Source organism: Enterobacter sp. DVT3837 (genome assembly GCF_056238685.1).
In genome coordinates this window covers 893,715-910,585 of sequence record NZ_JBWDLA010000002.1, presented here as the reverse complement: position 1 = coordinate 910,585, position 16,871 = coordinate 893,715, and the positions used below count along the sequence as shown (strand labels likewise).

Here is a 16,871-nt window from a genome sequence, read left to right as displayed (position 1 = left end):
TAGTGTTATTGTTATGTTTTATTTAATAGTTTGGATTATGTCGCTATTGTATCACCCTTATCTGGCTATATATTTCAATTAAATTTGAATTAACGAATCAAAATAACGTAAATTTGTTTTTTAATGGTCATATATGTCGACGTGTAGGCTTTAACTACGTAAGTTGACACTTCTTTGAAAATCTTTGTGTCTGACCCGTCATGAAATTAACGCAAAAATGTGCATATAACGAATTAGGAATTTTCCTTAAATAACAGGGGGTTTATATGTTTCATTTGAAAGTCCATTTTCGAGGTTTTGTCCAGAAACCCCATGTTTTTTCTTATTTGTAACACCGCATTAACATTGTGGGTGTAGTGGCCTATACCGCATTTTGTTATGCTGCTAACCAGTTTAAGAAATAAGTAAATTCTTAATTGAAATAAGACGCAGACAGAACTCAGTTCCAATGGAAATGGGTATGGGAAGTATTACCTGAAATCCGGCAAGGAAACCGAAGAAATATTTGTCTAATTATCTATACCTCTTTTTGGGTATTTGTTTGAGTATCACTCAGAGTCAGGGAGATAAAATGACGAAATTGAGTAAACCTAAGTTCCTTCGATATGCAGCCGCGATGGCATTATTTTCGATAGCCATAAATACCGCTTGTGCCAATAGTGGGCAGGTGGGGATTGCCCCGGTTTCCACAACAACATTAAAAGAAAGTATTCTTTTTGCTATCGATCGCGATCCGTCAATTAGTCAGCAGGCCGCGCAATTAGGTATTGGTCAGGCACAAATAGATGAAGCGCGCAGCGGTTGGATGCCGCAAATATCGTTAAACGGGAGTACAGGGCACAGCCAGACCACCGATTCCAGCGGGTCACTGAAGAATTCAGCCGCCTGGGGGCTGAGCCTGACGCAGCTGCTGTACGATTTTGGCAAAACCAATAACAGCATCAGTCAGTCTTCCGCCCAGCGTGATAGCTACCGCTATCAGCTGATGGGCACGCTTTCGGATGTGGCGGAAAAAACGGCGCTGAGCTATGTAGAGGTCAAACGCTATTCCGATCTGTTGCTGGCGGCAAAAGAGAATGTTCAGGCGCTCAAAAACGTCGAGCAGCTGGCAAAACTGCGCGCTGATGCAGGCGTGAGCTCCACGTCCGATGAGCTCCAGACCCGCACGCGTATTGCCGGCATGCAGGCGACGGTCGCTCAGTATCAGGCCGCCCTTAACAGCGCCCGCGCCAGGCTAGCGGTTTTAACCGGAATGCAGGCAGAGGTCTATTCGCCGGTGCCTGCGAATCTTGCCGTGGAGCCGGACTCGCTCAATCGCATAGATTATTCGCTGATACCGGCGGTGATGGCCGCGCAGAACATGGAACGGTCTGCTCAGTATGGCGTGGAAACGGCGAAGTCCCAGCACTGGCCGACGCTAAGTCTGAAAGGAGGGCGTACCCGTTATGAATCGGACAACCGTTCTTACTGGGACGACCAGATACAGCTCAACATAGATGCCCCACTGTATCAGGGGGGCGCGGTTTCCGCACGCGTTCGACAGGCGGAGGGCGCACGGGCCATGGCCTCCTCTCAGGTCGATCAGGCGCGTTTCGATGTCCTGCAAAAGGCTTCCGTGGCGCAGGCGGACTGGACCGGCGCTCGGGGAAGAATGGAAGCCGGGAAGCAACAGCTGGAAAATGCACTGCGCGCCCGCGATGTCTATAAAAATGAATACACCCTGAGCAAGCGGAGCATTAACGATCTGCTCAGCGTTGAGCAGGATGTCTGGCAGGCCACCTCGGCAAAAATAATCGCTGAGTATGATGGCTGGAGTTCGGCAATTAATTATGCTGCTGCGGTTGATAATTTAATGCCACTTATTGGAGTAGAGAAAAGCGCTACCGCAAAACTACCCGATTTGAGTTAAAAAAAGGCGCACATTGGTTGCGCAAAATAAGTCTGAAAATAATGGGTGATTTTTCCCAGGGATAGCTACATCCATCTGGTGGACATATCCACAGGAATCCTTACACCTGCAAGGAGAAGAAAATGAGTAACGTAAAGGTTGTTGATGTCATCATTCGCAAAACGGCGGAGAAAACGAAATTAACAGGTGAAGGAAATCTGTCGGTCTCTATTTCATCGCCAAGCGTGATTGAAATCCAGGGTTCTGCTCAGGATGTGGCGCGTTATGTTCGCCAGGGTAAAGATCTCCTCATTTATATGAAAGATGGCAGCGTTATTCGCTGCAATAACTATTTTGTCGAAGATCCAGAAACGCATAATCAGTCAGAACTGGTGTTCAACGACCGTCAGGAACTGACACATATTTCTTTTGCCGATGCCGGGGAAGCGTCAGGCGCTGCAGTAACTGAATTAACCGCGCAGGCCACACCGATTAGCAGCATTGAGCCTTTCCTCGAGCAGGGAAGCGTTTTGAGCGACGCGCCGTGGGGCTGGATTGCGGGCGCTGTGTTAGGCGGTGGTGCCATCGGGGCACTGCTGGCTCACGGGGGAGACGGTGAAACCAAAACAAGGGTTGTTGATAATACCAAAGAGGTTGAAAGCGCAACGCCCACCTTTTTGCTGACAGATAAAGCGGGTGACAAGCAGGGGGTGCTGAGTGCAAAAGAGGTCACGGACGATAACACCCCAACCTTTAGTGGTACCGGCCAACCGGGCGCAACCATCCAGATCAAAGACAGCAGCGGCAGTACCATCGCCAGTGCAATGGTCGCTAAAGACGGTACCTGGACGGTAAAATTACCAACCCAGACCGACGGGGAGCATACCTGGTCGGTCGTGCAGATCGACGGCAGTAAAACCACCGCTGCGGGCAGTATTACCGTGACGGTTTCTACCGCCGATGCCTCTATTACGCTGGCCACCACGGCGGGCGATAACGTGCTTAACGCCAGCGAGCAATCCGAGGGCTTTACGCTTTCCGGTGCCAGCAAAAACCTGGCGCAGGGTACTGAACTCACCGTAACGCTGAACGGCAAAACCTACACGGCCGAAGTGGGCGCAGACGGCGCATGGCTCGTTAACGTGCCTGCAGCTGACGCGCAGGCGTTGGGCGACGGCACCTGGACGGTCAACGTCAGCGGTAAGGACGCGGCGGGGAACACCGTGAGCGGAAGCCAGACGATTGGCGTCGATACCACCGCGCCAACGCTGTCTGTTGATACCCTCGCGCAGGACAACATCATCAATGCGGCTGAGCACAACCAGCCGCTGAAGCTGACCGGTAAAACCAATGCGGAAGCCGGTCAGATAGTCACCGTGACGCTGAACGGTAAAAACTACAATGCCACCGTGGCGGGTGACGGTACCTGGACCGTCACGCTGGCGGCGAACGACGTACAGGCGCTCAGCGAGGGCAATCACACCCTGACGGTGAACGTCAGCGATAAAGCGGGCAACGGCTCGTCTGTTACCGCAGATTTCACGGTTGATATCACCGCACCGGTTGTCACCATCAATACCGTGGCGGGCGACGATGTTCTCAATACCAGCGAGCAGGGTCAGGCACAGATTATTTCCGGCCTGGCGAACGGTGCAGCTGCGGGCGATGTGGTCACCGTGACCCTTGGCGGCCAGACTTTCACCGGCGTGGTGCTTGCGGACGGTAGCTGGAGCGTCGGCGTTCCTGCGTCCGTGCTGGGCGCGCTGGGTGAAGGCAGCCACACGATTTCGGTTTCCGTGACTGACGCGGCAGGCAACACCGGCAGCGCCACGCACGGCATTACGCTGAGCGGACACCCGCCAGAATTTACGATTGACGCCATCAGTCAGGACAATGTTCTGAATGCTCAGGAGGCGATGCAGCCGCTGAGCCTGACCGGTACCAGCAATTTGCCGAACGGCAGCGCTATCACGGTGACGCTGAACAACGTTAACTATCAGGCGACCGTCGAAAACGGTATCTGGGCTGTTCAGGTACCGGTTTCTGACGTGCTGAATCTGGCGAACACGCTTTATACCGTCAGCGTCAGCGGTACCGACAGCGTGGGTAACAGCGGTTCTGCAGAAGCGAATCTGCTGGTGGATACTGTCCTTCCGCAGGTCATTATCAATACGTTTGCGGGCGACAACCTGGTCAATAACGCCGAAGCGGGCGTCGATCAAACCCTCAGCGGCCGCGTCACCGGCGCGGCGGCGGGCGATACCGTTTCTGTCACCGTCGGCGGCAAGAGCTATACCGCAACGGTTGGCAGCGATCTGACCTGGAGCGTGAAAATCACGTCAGCGGATCTTCAGGCGTTCGGTGACGGTGATTTAACCTTCACCGCATCGGTGACCAATGGGCACGGCAATACCGGCACCGGCGAGCGTGATATCAATATCAACGCTGAGCTGCCGGGCCTGCGCGTGAACACCATTTCCGGCGATGACGTGATCAACGCCATCGAGCAGCAGCAGGATCTGAGCGTCACCGGCTCCAGTACTCATCTGGCAGCGGGGACGCAGATTGTCGTCACCATTAACAACGTCGAGTATGTCACCGCGGTTAACGCCAGCGGCAACTGGCAGATCGGCGTACCCGCAGTGGACCTTCAGGCCTGGACGGCGGGAGGTATGACGGTCAGCGTCAGCGCAGAAGATACCTGGGGCAACACTGTTGCGGCTGAACACCCGATCGAACTCGATCTGAACGCAGTGGCGGTCACCATTGATACCGTCTCCGGCGATGACCTGCTGAATGCGGCAGAAAAAGGCAGTGATTTAACCCTTTCCGGTCAGACGCAGGGCGTGGAAGCGGGGCAGACCGTGGTGGTGAAATTCGCTGACCAGACCTTTACCGCGCAGGTGCAGCAGGATGGCTCCTGGAGCCTGACCGTACCCGTCAGCGCCATGGAAACCCTGATCGACGGTCGCGCGCAGGTGAGCGTTAGCGTCACTAACGTCAACGGTAACAGTGCCGACGCGTCGCGCGTGGTCACCGTAGATACTCAGCCGCCGACAATAACGATCGATAATCTGACCACCGACAACATCATCAATGCGGCAGAAGCGCAGCAGGATTTAGTGTTAAGCGGCAGCAGCAATGCTGAAGCAGGCCAGGTGGTCACTGTGACGATGAACGGTAAAACCTATCAGACCACGGTTCAGACGGACGGTACCTGGCAGTTGAGTGTACCAGCGGCTGACGTCGACGCGCTGGCAGATGGCATTGTGACCGTGACGGCAACCGTGAGTGATGTGGCGGGGAACACCAGCAGTGCCGATCGCATTGGGCTGGTGGACGCGACCGTGCCGCAGGTGACGATTAACGACTTTGTCACCGATGCCAACACCGTTAACCAAATCGCCCATTCACAGGCGCAGATCCTGAGCGGCTCCGTCACCGGTGCGGCTGCGGGCGACAGGGTAACCATCTCCATTAATAACGTGGATTACACCACCGTGGTCGATGCGGCAGGTCACTGGAGCCTGGGACTGCCTGCGTCAGTGGTGCAAGGTCTGGCTGACGGTACCTGGACGATTAACGTCTCCGTGACCGACCAGTCCGGTAATACCGGAAGCCATTCACTGGATGTGGTGGTGAATACCGTGACGCCTGTCATCGGTATCAACACGCTGGCGGCGGACGATGTGATCAATGCTACAGAGAAAGGCGAAGATCTGCTGCTCTCCGGCACCAGCAACCAGCCGGAAGGCACCACCGTTACGGTGACCCTGAACGGCATTCACTACACGGCCACTACTGACGCCAGCGGAAACTGGAGCGTCACCGTGCCTGCTTCCGCGGTGAGCGCGCTGGGTGAAGCCCATTACACCGTGACGGCGGACGTCACCGACAGCGTAGGTAACAGCGCGTCAACCTCACACGACGTGCTGGTGGACAGCTCGCTGCCGGTTGTGACGATCAACACGCTGGCGGGCGACAACATCGTTAACGCAGCGGAAGTGGCGGCAGGGCAAACCCTGACCGGTAAGGTAACGAACGCGGCTTCAGGTGACACTGTCACTATTATCCTGGGCGGCCAGACATACACCGCTACCGTGCAGGACGATCTGACCTGGAGCCTGCCGTTAAGCGAGAGCCAGCTGACCGCGCTCGGCAACGGCGATCTCACCGTATCCGCCAACGTCACCAACGCGCACGGTAATACCGGCTCTTCTTCTCTCGACTTCACCATCGACGCCCAGCTCCCGGGACTGCGGATTGATACCGTGGCGGGTGACGACGTGATTAACGTGATCGAGCACGCTCAGAACCTGATTGTGTCCGGCACCAGCACCGATCTGGCCGCGGGCAGCATCGTCACCGTAACCATTAACGGCAACACTTATTCTGCAACCGTGCTGGCGGACGGTTCCTGGCAGGCGGCAGTGCCGGCGGCGGATGTATCTCAGTGGGCGGACGGTTCGCTGAAGATCACAGCAAGCGCACAGGATACCTCCGGTAATCCGGTCGCTATCGGGACTGTCGTGGATGTCGATCTTGCACCTGTGGCTATCACCATCAACAGCGTGACCGATGACAACGTGCTCAACGCGGCGGAAAAAGGCCAGGATCTGGTGCTGTCCGGCACCTCATCCAACGTTGAAGCGGGCCAGACCGTGACCATCACCTTCGCGGGTAAAACGTATACCACCACGGTGGATGCCAACGGGGACTGGACGTACACCGTACCGGCAGCCGATTTGAGCGGCCTGAAAGACGGTGACGCCAGCGTGCAGGTCAACGTCACCAATGTGAACGGTAACGCGGCGTCTTCGGCGCAGGAATTCAGCGTCGATACCACCGCGCCGACGGTGACCATCAACACCATCAGCCAGGACAATATGCTGAACGCGGCCGAGGCGGCTCAGGATCTGACCCTGAGCGGCACGTCTACTGCCGAAGCAGGCCAGACGGTGACCGTGACCTTCAACGGCAATCAGTACGCTGCGCAGGTGCAGGCCGACGGTAGCTGGACGCTGGACGTCCCGGCGGCGGACATGGCAGGCATCACCGACGGCAATGCGGCGGTCACGGCGACGGTGTCCGATAAAGCAGGCAACCCGGCCAGTGCGGGTGCTTCTGTGCTGGTTGACACCACCGTACCGCAGATTACCTTCAATATCGTCGCGGGCGACGACATCGTGAATATTGCCGAGCACGGCCAGGCGCTGATTGTTTCCGGTAAGGTTACGGGGGCACAGGCGGGCGACGTGATTACCGTGACCCTGAACGGTAAAGACTACACCGCGATGCTGGATGCGTCCGGAAGCTGGAGCGTGGGTGTTCCGGCGGCGGACGTGAGCGCGCTGGCTAACGGCGACCAGACAATGTCGGCGACCCTCACCGATAAAGCGGGCAACAGCACCACTGCCACGCATGATTTTGACGTCTCCCTGACCGCACCGGTTATCGCCATCAATATCCTGGCGGGTGACGATGTGATCAATGCGGCAGAGAAAGGTGAAGATCTGCTTCTTTCCGGTACCAGCAACCAGCCGGACGGAACCACCATTACGGTGACGCTGAACGGTATCAATTACAGCGCCATCACAGACGCCAGCGGTAACTGGAGCATCACCGTTCCGGCGGCAAACGTCTCTGTGCTGGGAGAAGCAAGCTACGTCGTGGCGGCGAGTGTAACTGACGCCGCAGGCAACAGCGCGAGCACCAGCCACAGCGTACTGGTCGACAGCGCGTTGCCGCAGGTCACCATTAACCCTGTCGCCACGGACGATGTCATCAACGCAGCGGAAGTGGCTGCCGGGCAGACCCTGAGCGGCAAAGTGAGCGGCGCAGCGAAGGGTGACACTGTCACTATTAGCATCGGCGGAAATACGTATACGGCTACGGTTCAGGACGATCTGAGCTGGTCGGTCAACGTGCCGTCTACGGTCTTAACCGCCATCGGTAACGGCGATCTGACGGTTTCAGCCAGCGTCACCAACGGCCACGGCAACACCGGAACAGTCGAGCGCGACATCACCATTGATGCCAACCTGCCGGGCCTGCGCGTTGATACCGTAGCCGGCGACGATGTGATCAACAGCATCGAGCACGCTCAGAACCTGATTATCACCGGCTCCAGCGAGGGCCTGGCAACGGGTGCGGCGTTAACCGTGACCGTCAACGGCAAAACCTACGCGGCGACGGTGCTCGCTGACGGTACCTGGGCGGCGGCCATTCCGGCAGCAGACGTCAGCGCGCTGACTGCTGGCACGCTCACTGTGACCGTTGAAGGCCAGAGCGCAGCGGGTAACCCGGTTTCTATCAGCCATGACGTGAAGGTGGATCTGGCGGCAGTCGCCATCAGCATTGACCCGATTGCCACAGACGACGTGATTAACGCGGCGGAGAAAGGCGCGGACCTGGTGCTGTCCGGCAGCACCACTAACGTGGAAGAAAACCAGACCGTCACCATCTCATTTGGCGGTAAGTCTTACACCGCGACGGTGGATGCGGACGGCAACTGGACGGCGACCGTACCGTCTGCCAATTTGGTCAGCCTGAAAGACGGCGACGCCAGCGTGCAGGTAAGCGTCACCAATGTGAACGGTAACAGCGCGTCGGCGGGCCGCGAGTACAGCGTGGATGCGACCGCGCCGACGGTGTCTATCGAGATTGTCAGCGACAACAACATCATCAATGCGGCCGAAGCGCAGCAGGATCTGGTGATTAACGGTGTGACCAACGCCGAAGCGGGCCAGACCGTCACCGTCACGCTGAACGGCGCGAATTACACCACCACCGTGCAGGCAAACGGCAGCTGGAGTGTGACCGTACCGTCTGCGGATCTGGGGGCGATTGCCGACGGCAACTATACCGTCAGCGCCGCCGTGTCTGATAAAGCGGGTAACCCGGCCTCAGCGGAGCGCGATGTGCTGGTTGATACAACCGTACCACAGCTGACCATTAATACCGTTTCTGACGATGATGTGATCAACAGCGCCGAGCATGCGCAGGCATTGATTGTTACCGGCTCTGTGACCGGCGCGGCGGCGGGCGATGTGGTCACCGTCACCATCAATAACAAATCTTACACCGCCACGATCGACGCCGCTGGCAACTGGAGCGTGGGCGTGCCGGCAGCAGATGTTACGGCTCTGGCCGCCGGGGATTACACCATCACCGCGGCGCTGACGGATAAAGCGGGCAACAGCAACAGCGCCACGCACGGCGTGGAGGTGAACCTGACCGCACCGGCGCTGACAATTGACACCGTTTCCGGTGACGATGTGATCAATAGCACCGAGAAAACGCAGGATCTGACCCTTTCCGGTACGGCGTCCGGGCTGGCTGCAGGCGCGGCCGTGACCGTAATGCTCAACGGCAAAGCGTACAGCGCTACGGTTGATAGCAACGGAAAATGGACCACGACCGTTCCGGCTAACGAGGTGGGGCAACTTGGCGAGGCGCTTTATACCGTTACCGCATCGGCAACGGATAGCGTCGGCAACAGCACCAGTACGTCGCACACCGTGAACGTGGAATCCGTTCTGCCGGGCGTGATTATCAACACCGTTGCGGGCGACGACGTGATCAACGCTGCTGAGTTGGCAGCCGGCCAGACCATCAGCGGCAAAGTGGTGAATGCCGAAGCGGGCAACACCGTGACCGTGACGATTGGTGGTAACAGCTACACCGCAACCGTGCAGAGCGACCTGACCTGGTCCGTTAACCTGCCGTCGGACGTTCTGACCGCGCTGGGTAACGGCGATCTGACTGTGACCGCTAGCGTCACAAACGGCGTGGGTAATAGCGGAACGGGCGAGCGCGATATTGCTATCGACGCTAACCTGCCGGGCCTGCGCGTGGATACCGTGGCGGGTGACGACGTGATCAACAGCATCGAACACGGGCAGAATCTGATTATCACCGGCACCAGCGACGGGTTGGCGACTGGCGCGGCGTTGACCGTGACCGTTAATGGCAAAACCTACCCGGCTATCGTGCTGGCTGACGGCTCCTGGAGCGCGGCGATCCCGGCGGCAGACGTGGGGGCACTGGTTGCAGGCACGGTCACGGTGACCGTTGCAGGCCAGAGCAGCGCCGGTAACCCGGTCTCAATTAGCCACGATGTGACGGTGGACCTGGCAAACGTCGCCATCAGCATTGACGCCATTGCCTCAGACGATGTGATCAATGCGGCTGAAAAGGACGCGGATCTGGTGCTCTCCGGTGCGACTTCAAACGTGGAGGAAAACCAGACCGTCACCATCACCTTCGGCGGCAAGAGCTACACCGCGACCGTTGGCGCTGACGGCAAATGGACCACCACGGTGCCCGCCGCCGATCTGACCAACCTGAAAGACGGCGATGCCAGCGTGCAGGTGAGCGTGACCAACGTGAACGGCAATAGTGCATCGGCGGGTCGCGAGTACAGCGTGGATACCACCGCGCCGTCCGTGACTATCAATACGCTTGCGGCTGACGACATTCTGAATGCGACAGAGGCTCAGGCTGACCTGACCGTGTCCGGCACCAGCACCGCCGAAGCGGGTCAGACGATAACGGTGTCACTGAATGGCAAAGACTACACCACAACCGTGGGCGCTGACGGCGGCTGGACGCTGAACGTCCCGGCGGCGGATGTTGCGGCGCTGACGGACGGCAGTGTGACCGTCACCGCATCGGTAAGCGACAAAGCGGGTAACCCGGCGTCGGTTGATCACAACCTGACGGTGGACGTCACCGTCCCTGCAGTGACCATCAACACTATCGCTGGCGACGACGTGATTAACGTGGCTGAGCACGCTCAGGCGCAGATCGTCAGCGGCTCCGCCACCGGCGCGGCAGCAGGTGATAAGGTGACCGTCACGATTGGCGGACAGACTTACACCACCGTGCTGGACGCGGCGGGTAACTGGAGCGTGGGTGTACCGGCGAATGTAATTTCCGGCCTCAGCGACGGCACCGTGACCGTCACAGCGTCAGTTACCGACGCAGCGGGGAACACGGGCAGCGGCACCCATAACGTGACCGTTGATACCGGTCTGCCATCGGTCAACTTCAACGCCATCAGCGACGATAACGTGCTGAACGCGGTGGAAAAAGGTCAGGATCTGAGCGTGAGCGGCACCAGCGCTAACCTCGCGGAAGGCACCGTGGTGACGGTGACCCTGAACGGTAAAAACTACACGGCCACCACGGCTGCAGACGGCAGCTGGAGCCTGACGGTTCCGGCAGCGGATCTGGCCGCTCTGGGTCAGGCTAATTACACCCTGAACGCGACCGCCACCAACGGCGTGGGCAACAGCGTGAGTAATACCGCGAACCTGCTGGTGGACACTGCGCTGCCGACCGTCACCATCAATACCGTGGCGGGTGATAACGTCATCAACGCGGCGGAAGTGGCTGCAGGTCAAACCCTGAGCGGTTCGGTGGCAAATGCCGAAGCGGGCAATACCGTCACCGTCACTATTGGCGGCAACCGCTACACCGCAACGGTGCAGAACGATCTGACCTGGTCCGTGAACGTGCCGTCTGACGTGCTGACCTCGCTCGGCAACGGTAGCCTGAGCGTAACGGCGACCGTCACCAACGGTCATGGCAACACCGGAACCGGCGAGCGCGGTATTACCATCGACGCTAACCTGCCGGGTCTGCGCGTGGATACCGTCGCGGGTGACGATGTCATCAACAGTATTGAACATACGCAAAACCTGATCGTCACCGGCTCCAGCGACGGGCTGGCGGCAGGTACGGCGCTGACCGTCACCGTCAACGGTAAAGACTATGCGGCCACGGTGCTGGCGGACGGCACCTGGAGCGCCGCGATCCCGTCCTCAGACGTGAGCGCGTGGCCGGAAGGCACCGTCAAAATCAGCGTTACCGGCGACAGCTCTGCGGGCAACCCGATTACCATCAGTCACGATGTGACGGTGGATCTGGCGACCGTTGCCATCAGCATCAATGCCATCGCCACCGATGATGTGATTAACGCGGCGGAGAAGGGCGCGGATCTGGTGCTGTCAGGCACCACGACCAACGTTGAGGCGGGGCAGACCGTGACCCTGAGCCTGAACGGTAAAATCTATACCACCACCGTGGACGACAGCGGTAACTGGACCTACTCCGTACCATCTGCGGATCTGGCACACCTCAAGGATGGCGATGCCAGCGTGCAGGTGAGCGTCACCAACGTGAACGGCAACAGCGCCTCGGCGGGCCGCGAGTACAGCGTGGATGCGACCGCGCCGTCCGTGACCATCAATACGCTTGCGGCTGACGACATCCTGAATGCCACCGAAGCGCAGGCTGACCTGACCGTGTCCGGCACCAGCACCGCTGAAGCGGGTCAGACGGTGACCGTGAGCCTGAACGGTAAAGAGTACACCACAACCGTGGGCGCGGATGGCAGCTGGACGCTGAGCGTTCCGGCGGCGGATCTGGCCGTGCTCGGCGACGGCAGCGTCACGGTGACGGCGAGCGTCAACGATAAGGCGGGTAACCCGGCGTCGGTTGATCACACGCTGACGGTGGACGTGACCGTGCCTGCGGTGACCATCAATACCGTGGCGGGCGACGACGTGATTAACATCACTGAGCACGCGCAGGCGCAAATCATCAGCGGCTCCGCCACCGGCGCGGCAGCGGGCGATAAGGTCACCGTCACCATCGGTGGACAGACGTACACCACCGTGCTGGACGCGGCGGGTAACTGGAGCGTTGGCGTACCGGCAAATGTGATTTCCGGCCTCAGCGACGGCACCGTAACCGTTACTGCGTCAGTCACCGACGCGGCGGGCAATACCGGTACCGGCAGCCACAACGTGACCGTCGATACCGGTCTGCCATCGGTGGCCTTCAGCGCCATCAGCGGCGATAACATCCTGAACGCAGTGGAGAAAGGTCAGGATCTGAGCGTCAATGGAACCAGCGCCAACCTGACGGAAGGCACAGTGGTTTCCGTGACCCTCAACGGTAAAAACTACACCGCCACCACGGCGGCGGATGGCAGCTGGAGCCTCACGGTTCCGGCGGCGGATCTTGCCGTGCTGGGCGAAGCCAGCTACACCCTGAGCGCGGTAGCGACCAACGCCGTGGGCAACAGCGTCAGCAACACCGCGAACCTGCTGGTCGACACCGCGTTGCCGACCGTCACCCTCAACACCATAGCGGGTGATAACGTCATCAACGCGGCAGAAGTGGCCGCGGGGCAGACCATTAGCGGCAAGGTAGCGAACGCGGAAGCAGGCAATACCGTCACCGTATCCATTGGCGGCAACACGTACACGACAACCGTGCAGAGCGATCTCACCTGGTCCGTTAACGTGCCGTCCGACGTTCTGACCGCGCTGGGCAACGGCGATTTGACTGCGTTAGCTTCCGTCACCAACGGCCACGGCAACACCGGCACAGGCGAGCGTGATATCACCATCGACGCCAACCTGCCGGGTCTGCGCGTGGATACCGTGGCGGGCGACGACGTGATCAACAGCATCGAACACGGACAGAACCTGATCCTCACCGGCTCCAGCGACGGGCTGGCAGCAGGTACCACGCTGACGGTAACCGTCAATGGCAAAACCTATGCGGCCTCCGTGCTCGCAGACGGCAGCTGGAGCGCGGCGATCCCGGCGGCAGACGTCGGGGCCCTGGCAGCAGGCACGGTAACCGTGACCGTTGCAGGCCAGAGCGCGGCGGGCAACCCGGTAACGATCAGTCATGACGTGACCGTTGACCTGACGGCGGTGGCTATCAGTATTGATGCAATTGCCACCGACGACGTGATTAACGCGGCGGAGAAAGGTACGGATCTGGTGCTTTCCGGCAGCACCTCGAACGTTGAGGAAAACCAGAGCGTCACCATCACCTTCGCGGGTAAAACGTACACTGCGAAAGTGGATGCCGACGGTAATTGGACGGCCACTGTGCCTTCCGCTGATCTCGCGGGCCTGAAGGACGGCGATGCCAGCGTGCAGGTGAGCGTGACCAATGTGAACGGCAACAGCGCGTCTGCAGGTCGCGAGTACAGCGTGGACGCCACCGCGCCAACCGTGACTATTGATACGGTTGCAGGCGATAACGTGATTAACGCCAGCGAAGCGTCCGCAGGTGTGACCCTCTCCGGTACCACCACGGCGGAAGTCGGGCAGACGGTCAGCGTGACGCTGGGCGGTAAAAGCTACACCACGCAGGTACAGCAGGGTGGCATCTGGAGCGTGAACGTGCCGGGCACCGATCTGTCCGCCCTGGCGGATAACGGCTACACCGTGCAGGTCAGCGTGAACGATGCTGCCGGTAACCCGGGCAGCGCGGGCAAAGCGATTACGCTTGATACCACGCCGCCAACCGTCAGCTTTAACGTTGTCGCGGGCGATGATGTCATTAACAGCGTGGAGCACGGACAGGCACAGATTGTCAGCGGCACGGCAACCGGTGCGAGCGTTGGCGATAAGCTGGTCATTACCATCGGTTCGAATCAGTACACCACTACCGTTGACGCCAGCGGTAACTGGAGCGTGGGCGTTCCGGCAAGCGTGATTTCCGCGCTCACCGACGGCACCGTGACCCTTAGTGCGACCATTACCGACAGCGCGGGCAACAGCAGCACCCAGACACACGATGTGGTGGTCAACACCGCGTCTGTGGCACTCACGGTTAACACCCTCAGCGGGGATGATGTGATCAACGCGTCTGAAGCCGGTTCGTCACTGGTGATTAACGGTTCCAGCGCCCAGTTCGCCAGCGGGACCCAGGTCACCGTGACCCTGAACGGCAAGAGCTATACGGCCACCATCCAGAGCGACGGCAGCTGGACGACCACCGTACCTGCTGCCGACGTGGGCGCGCTGGCCGATGGCGCGAGCTACCAGGTGTCTGTGTCGGCGCAGGACAGCGCGGGCAACAGCGCGTCGGCGACGCACAGCATCAGCGTAGATACTACGGCGCCAGTCGTGAGTATTGCGACGCTGTCGGGCGATGACATGCTGAACGCGGCAGAAGCGCAGCAGCCGCTGACGGTGCATGGTTCGTCCAGTGCAGAGGCGGGTCAGACCGTCACCGTGACGCTCGGCGGGAAAACCTACACTGCAACCGTAGCTATCGATGGCACCTGGACGCTCGACGTGCCGGCAGCCGATCTGGCTGCGTTGAGCCAGGGCGCTCTGACCTTGACCGCATCGGTCAATGACAAAGCCGGTAACAACGGCCAGACCACGCACACGTTAACGGTCGATACCGTCGCGCCAACCGTGACCATCAGCACCGTGGCTGATGACGATATCGTCAACAACGCAGAGCAGCTGGCGGGCCAGACCATCCGTGGCACAACCACAGCGGAACAGGGGCAGACGGTGACCGTCTCCTTAAACGGACACAGCTATCAGGCGACCGTCGGGGCAGATGGTTCGTGGTCGGTCTTCGTGCCGGGACGTGATTTCCTCGGTCTGAGCGACGGGGATTACACGATTACCGCCTCGGTGAACGATAAGGCAGGTAACCCGGGCAGCGCCACGCACGACGTGACGCTGAACGGCGACGTCCCAACCATCACTATTAACACTTTTGCGCAGGACGATATCGTCAACGCCGCCGAGCACGGCACGCCGCTGGTTGTTAGCGGCACCACCAACGCCCCGGCGGGCCAGACGGTGACCATCACGCTGAACGGTAAAACCTACGCGGCAACCGTCCAGAATGACGGTACCTGGAGCTACACGGTCGGCAGCGCAGAGGTGAGCGCGCTGGCAGACGGCGGTTCTTACGTCATCAACGCGCAGGTCAGCAACACCATCGGCAATAGCGCCAGCGACAATCATACCGTTACGGTGGATCTCACCGCGCCGTCGATGGGGATCAGCATTGATTCCCTGCAAAACGACACCGGTCTGAGCGCGAGTGATTTCATCACTAACGATAATCAGGTGGTGGTGAATGGCTCGCTGACCGCGCAGCTCGGCAATAACGAGAAGGCGCAGATCAGCCTGGACGGTGGGAATACCTGGCTCGACACCACGGTCACCAACCAGCGCTGGAGCTACACCGATACCCGCGATCTGCCTGACGGGGACTATACCTACCAGGTGCGGATTATTGACCAGGCGGGCAACGTGGGCTCTACCGCCTCTCAGGTGGTGACGGTGGACACCACGCCGCCAACCACGGTAGGCACGGTAGTGAGCTATACCGACGGTGAAGGCGAGCGTCAGGGCACCTTTGGCAGCGCGGTGGCAACAGACGATAACTCGCCGCTGATCAACGGGACGCTTAACCGCGCTCCGGACGACGGTGAAATTGTGCAGCTCTATCGTGACGGGGTCCTGCTCGGCCAGGTGACCATGAACGGCAGTGCCAGCTGGTCCTTCCAGGACAACGGCCTGAGTGATGGTAACCACACTTACATTGTGCGTGTCACCGACAGGGCCGGTAACTACACGGAGTCGGACGGGTTTGTCCTGAACGTTGATACCAGCATCCCGACCACCACGGCGGCGATTACCGCGCAGACCACATCGGATACCACGCCGATTGTCAGCGGTACCGTCTCTGCCGATCTGGTGAACGGCGAATACCTGGTGGTAACGGTGAACGGCAAAACCTACACCTCCCAGACGGGCGGCGCGGTAGTGGTCGATCCGGCACATAACACCTGGTATCTGCAGATCCCGGACGGCGATGCGCTTAGCGTGTCGAGCTACAGCGTGACGGCGCAGGTGAAGAGCAGCGCGGGTAACGGTAATACCACCGGCACGGCGACCGGCAGCCTGGTGATTGATACCACCTCGGTGAATACCGACTGGGCAACCACGGCGGGGAACAGCAACAACTCCACCATGACCCTCGGCATGAACAGCAGCGGTCTGTGGAATATCATTGCTAACGGCCAGTCTTACTCCAGCAGCGATAGCTCGAGCTATGCCGGGAATACGCTGACCAACACCCGCGGCTTCTACGTGGTGAGCCAGACCGCCGCCGACTTTGACCGTAACGGCACGCA

At 59.3% G+C, this 16,871-nt stretch carries 1 protein-coding gene and 1 pseudogene; both read left to right on the top strand.

What is annotated here, in order from left to right:
• The first annotated feature begins 616 nt into the window (after window positions 1-616).
• The gene (locus AC0XWG_RS19205) at window positions 617-1,909 is read left to right on the top strand and encodes a TolC family outer membrane protein (RefSeq protein WP_371128442.1); all 1,293 of its coding nucleotides are present in this window, start codon (window positions 617-619) and stop codon (window positions 1,907-1,909) included.
• 122 nt (window positions 1,910-2,031) lie between these two features.
• Window positions 2,032-16,794 (top strand): annotated as a pseudogene (locus tag AC0XWG_RS19200) (Ig-like domain-containing protein); the annotation flags it as partial.
• Window positions 16,795-16,871 lie beyond the last annotated feature (77 nt).

What these genes read in the sequence shown, in the direction of transcription:
- AC0XWG_RS19205 (WP_371128442.1), top strand. Translation starts at nt 617, where the DNA reads ATGGCATTATTTTCGATAGCCATAAATACCGCTTGTGCCAATAGTGGG.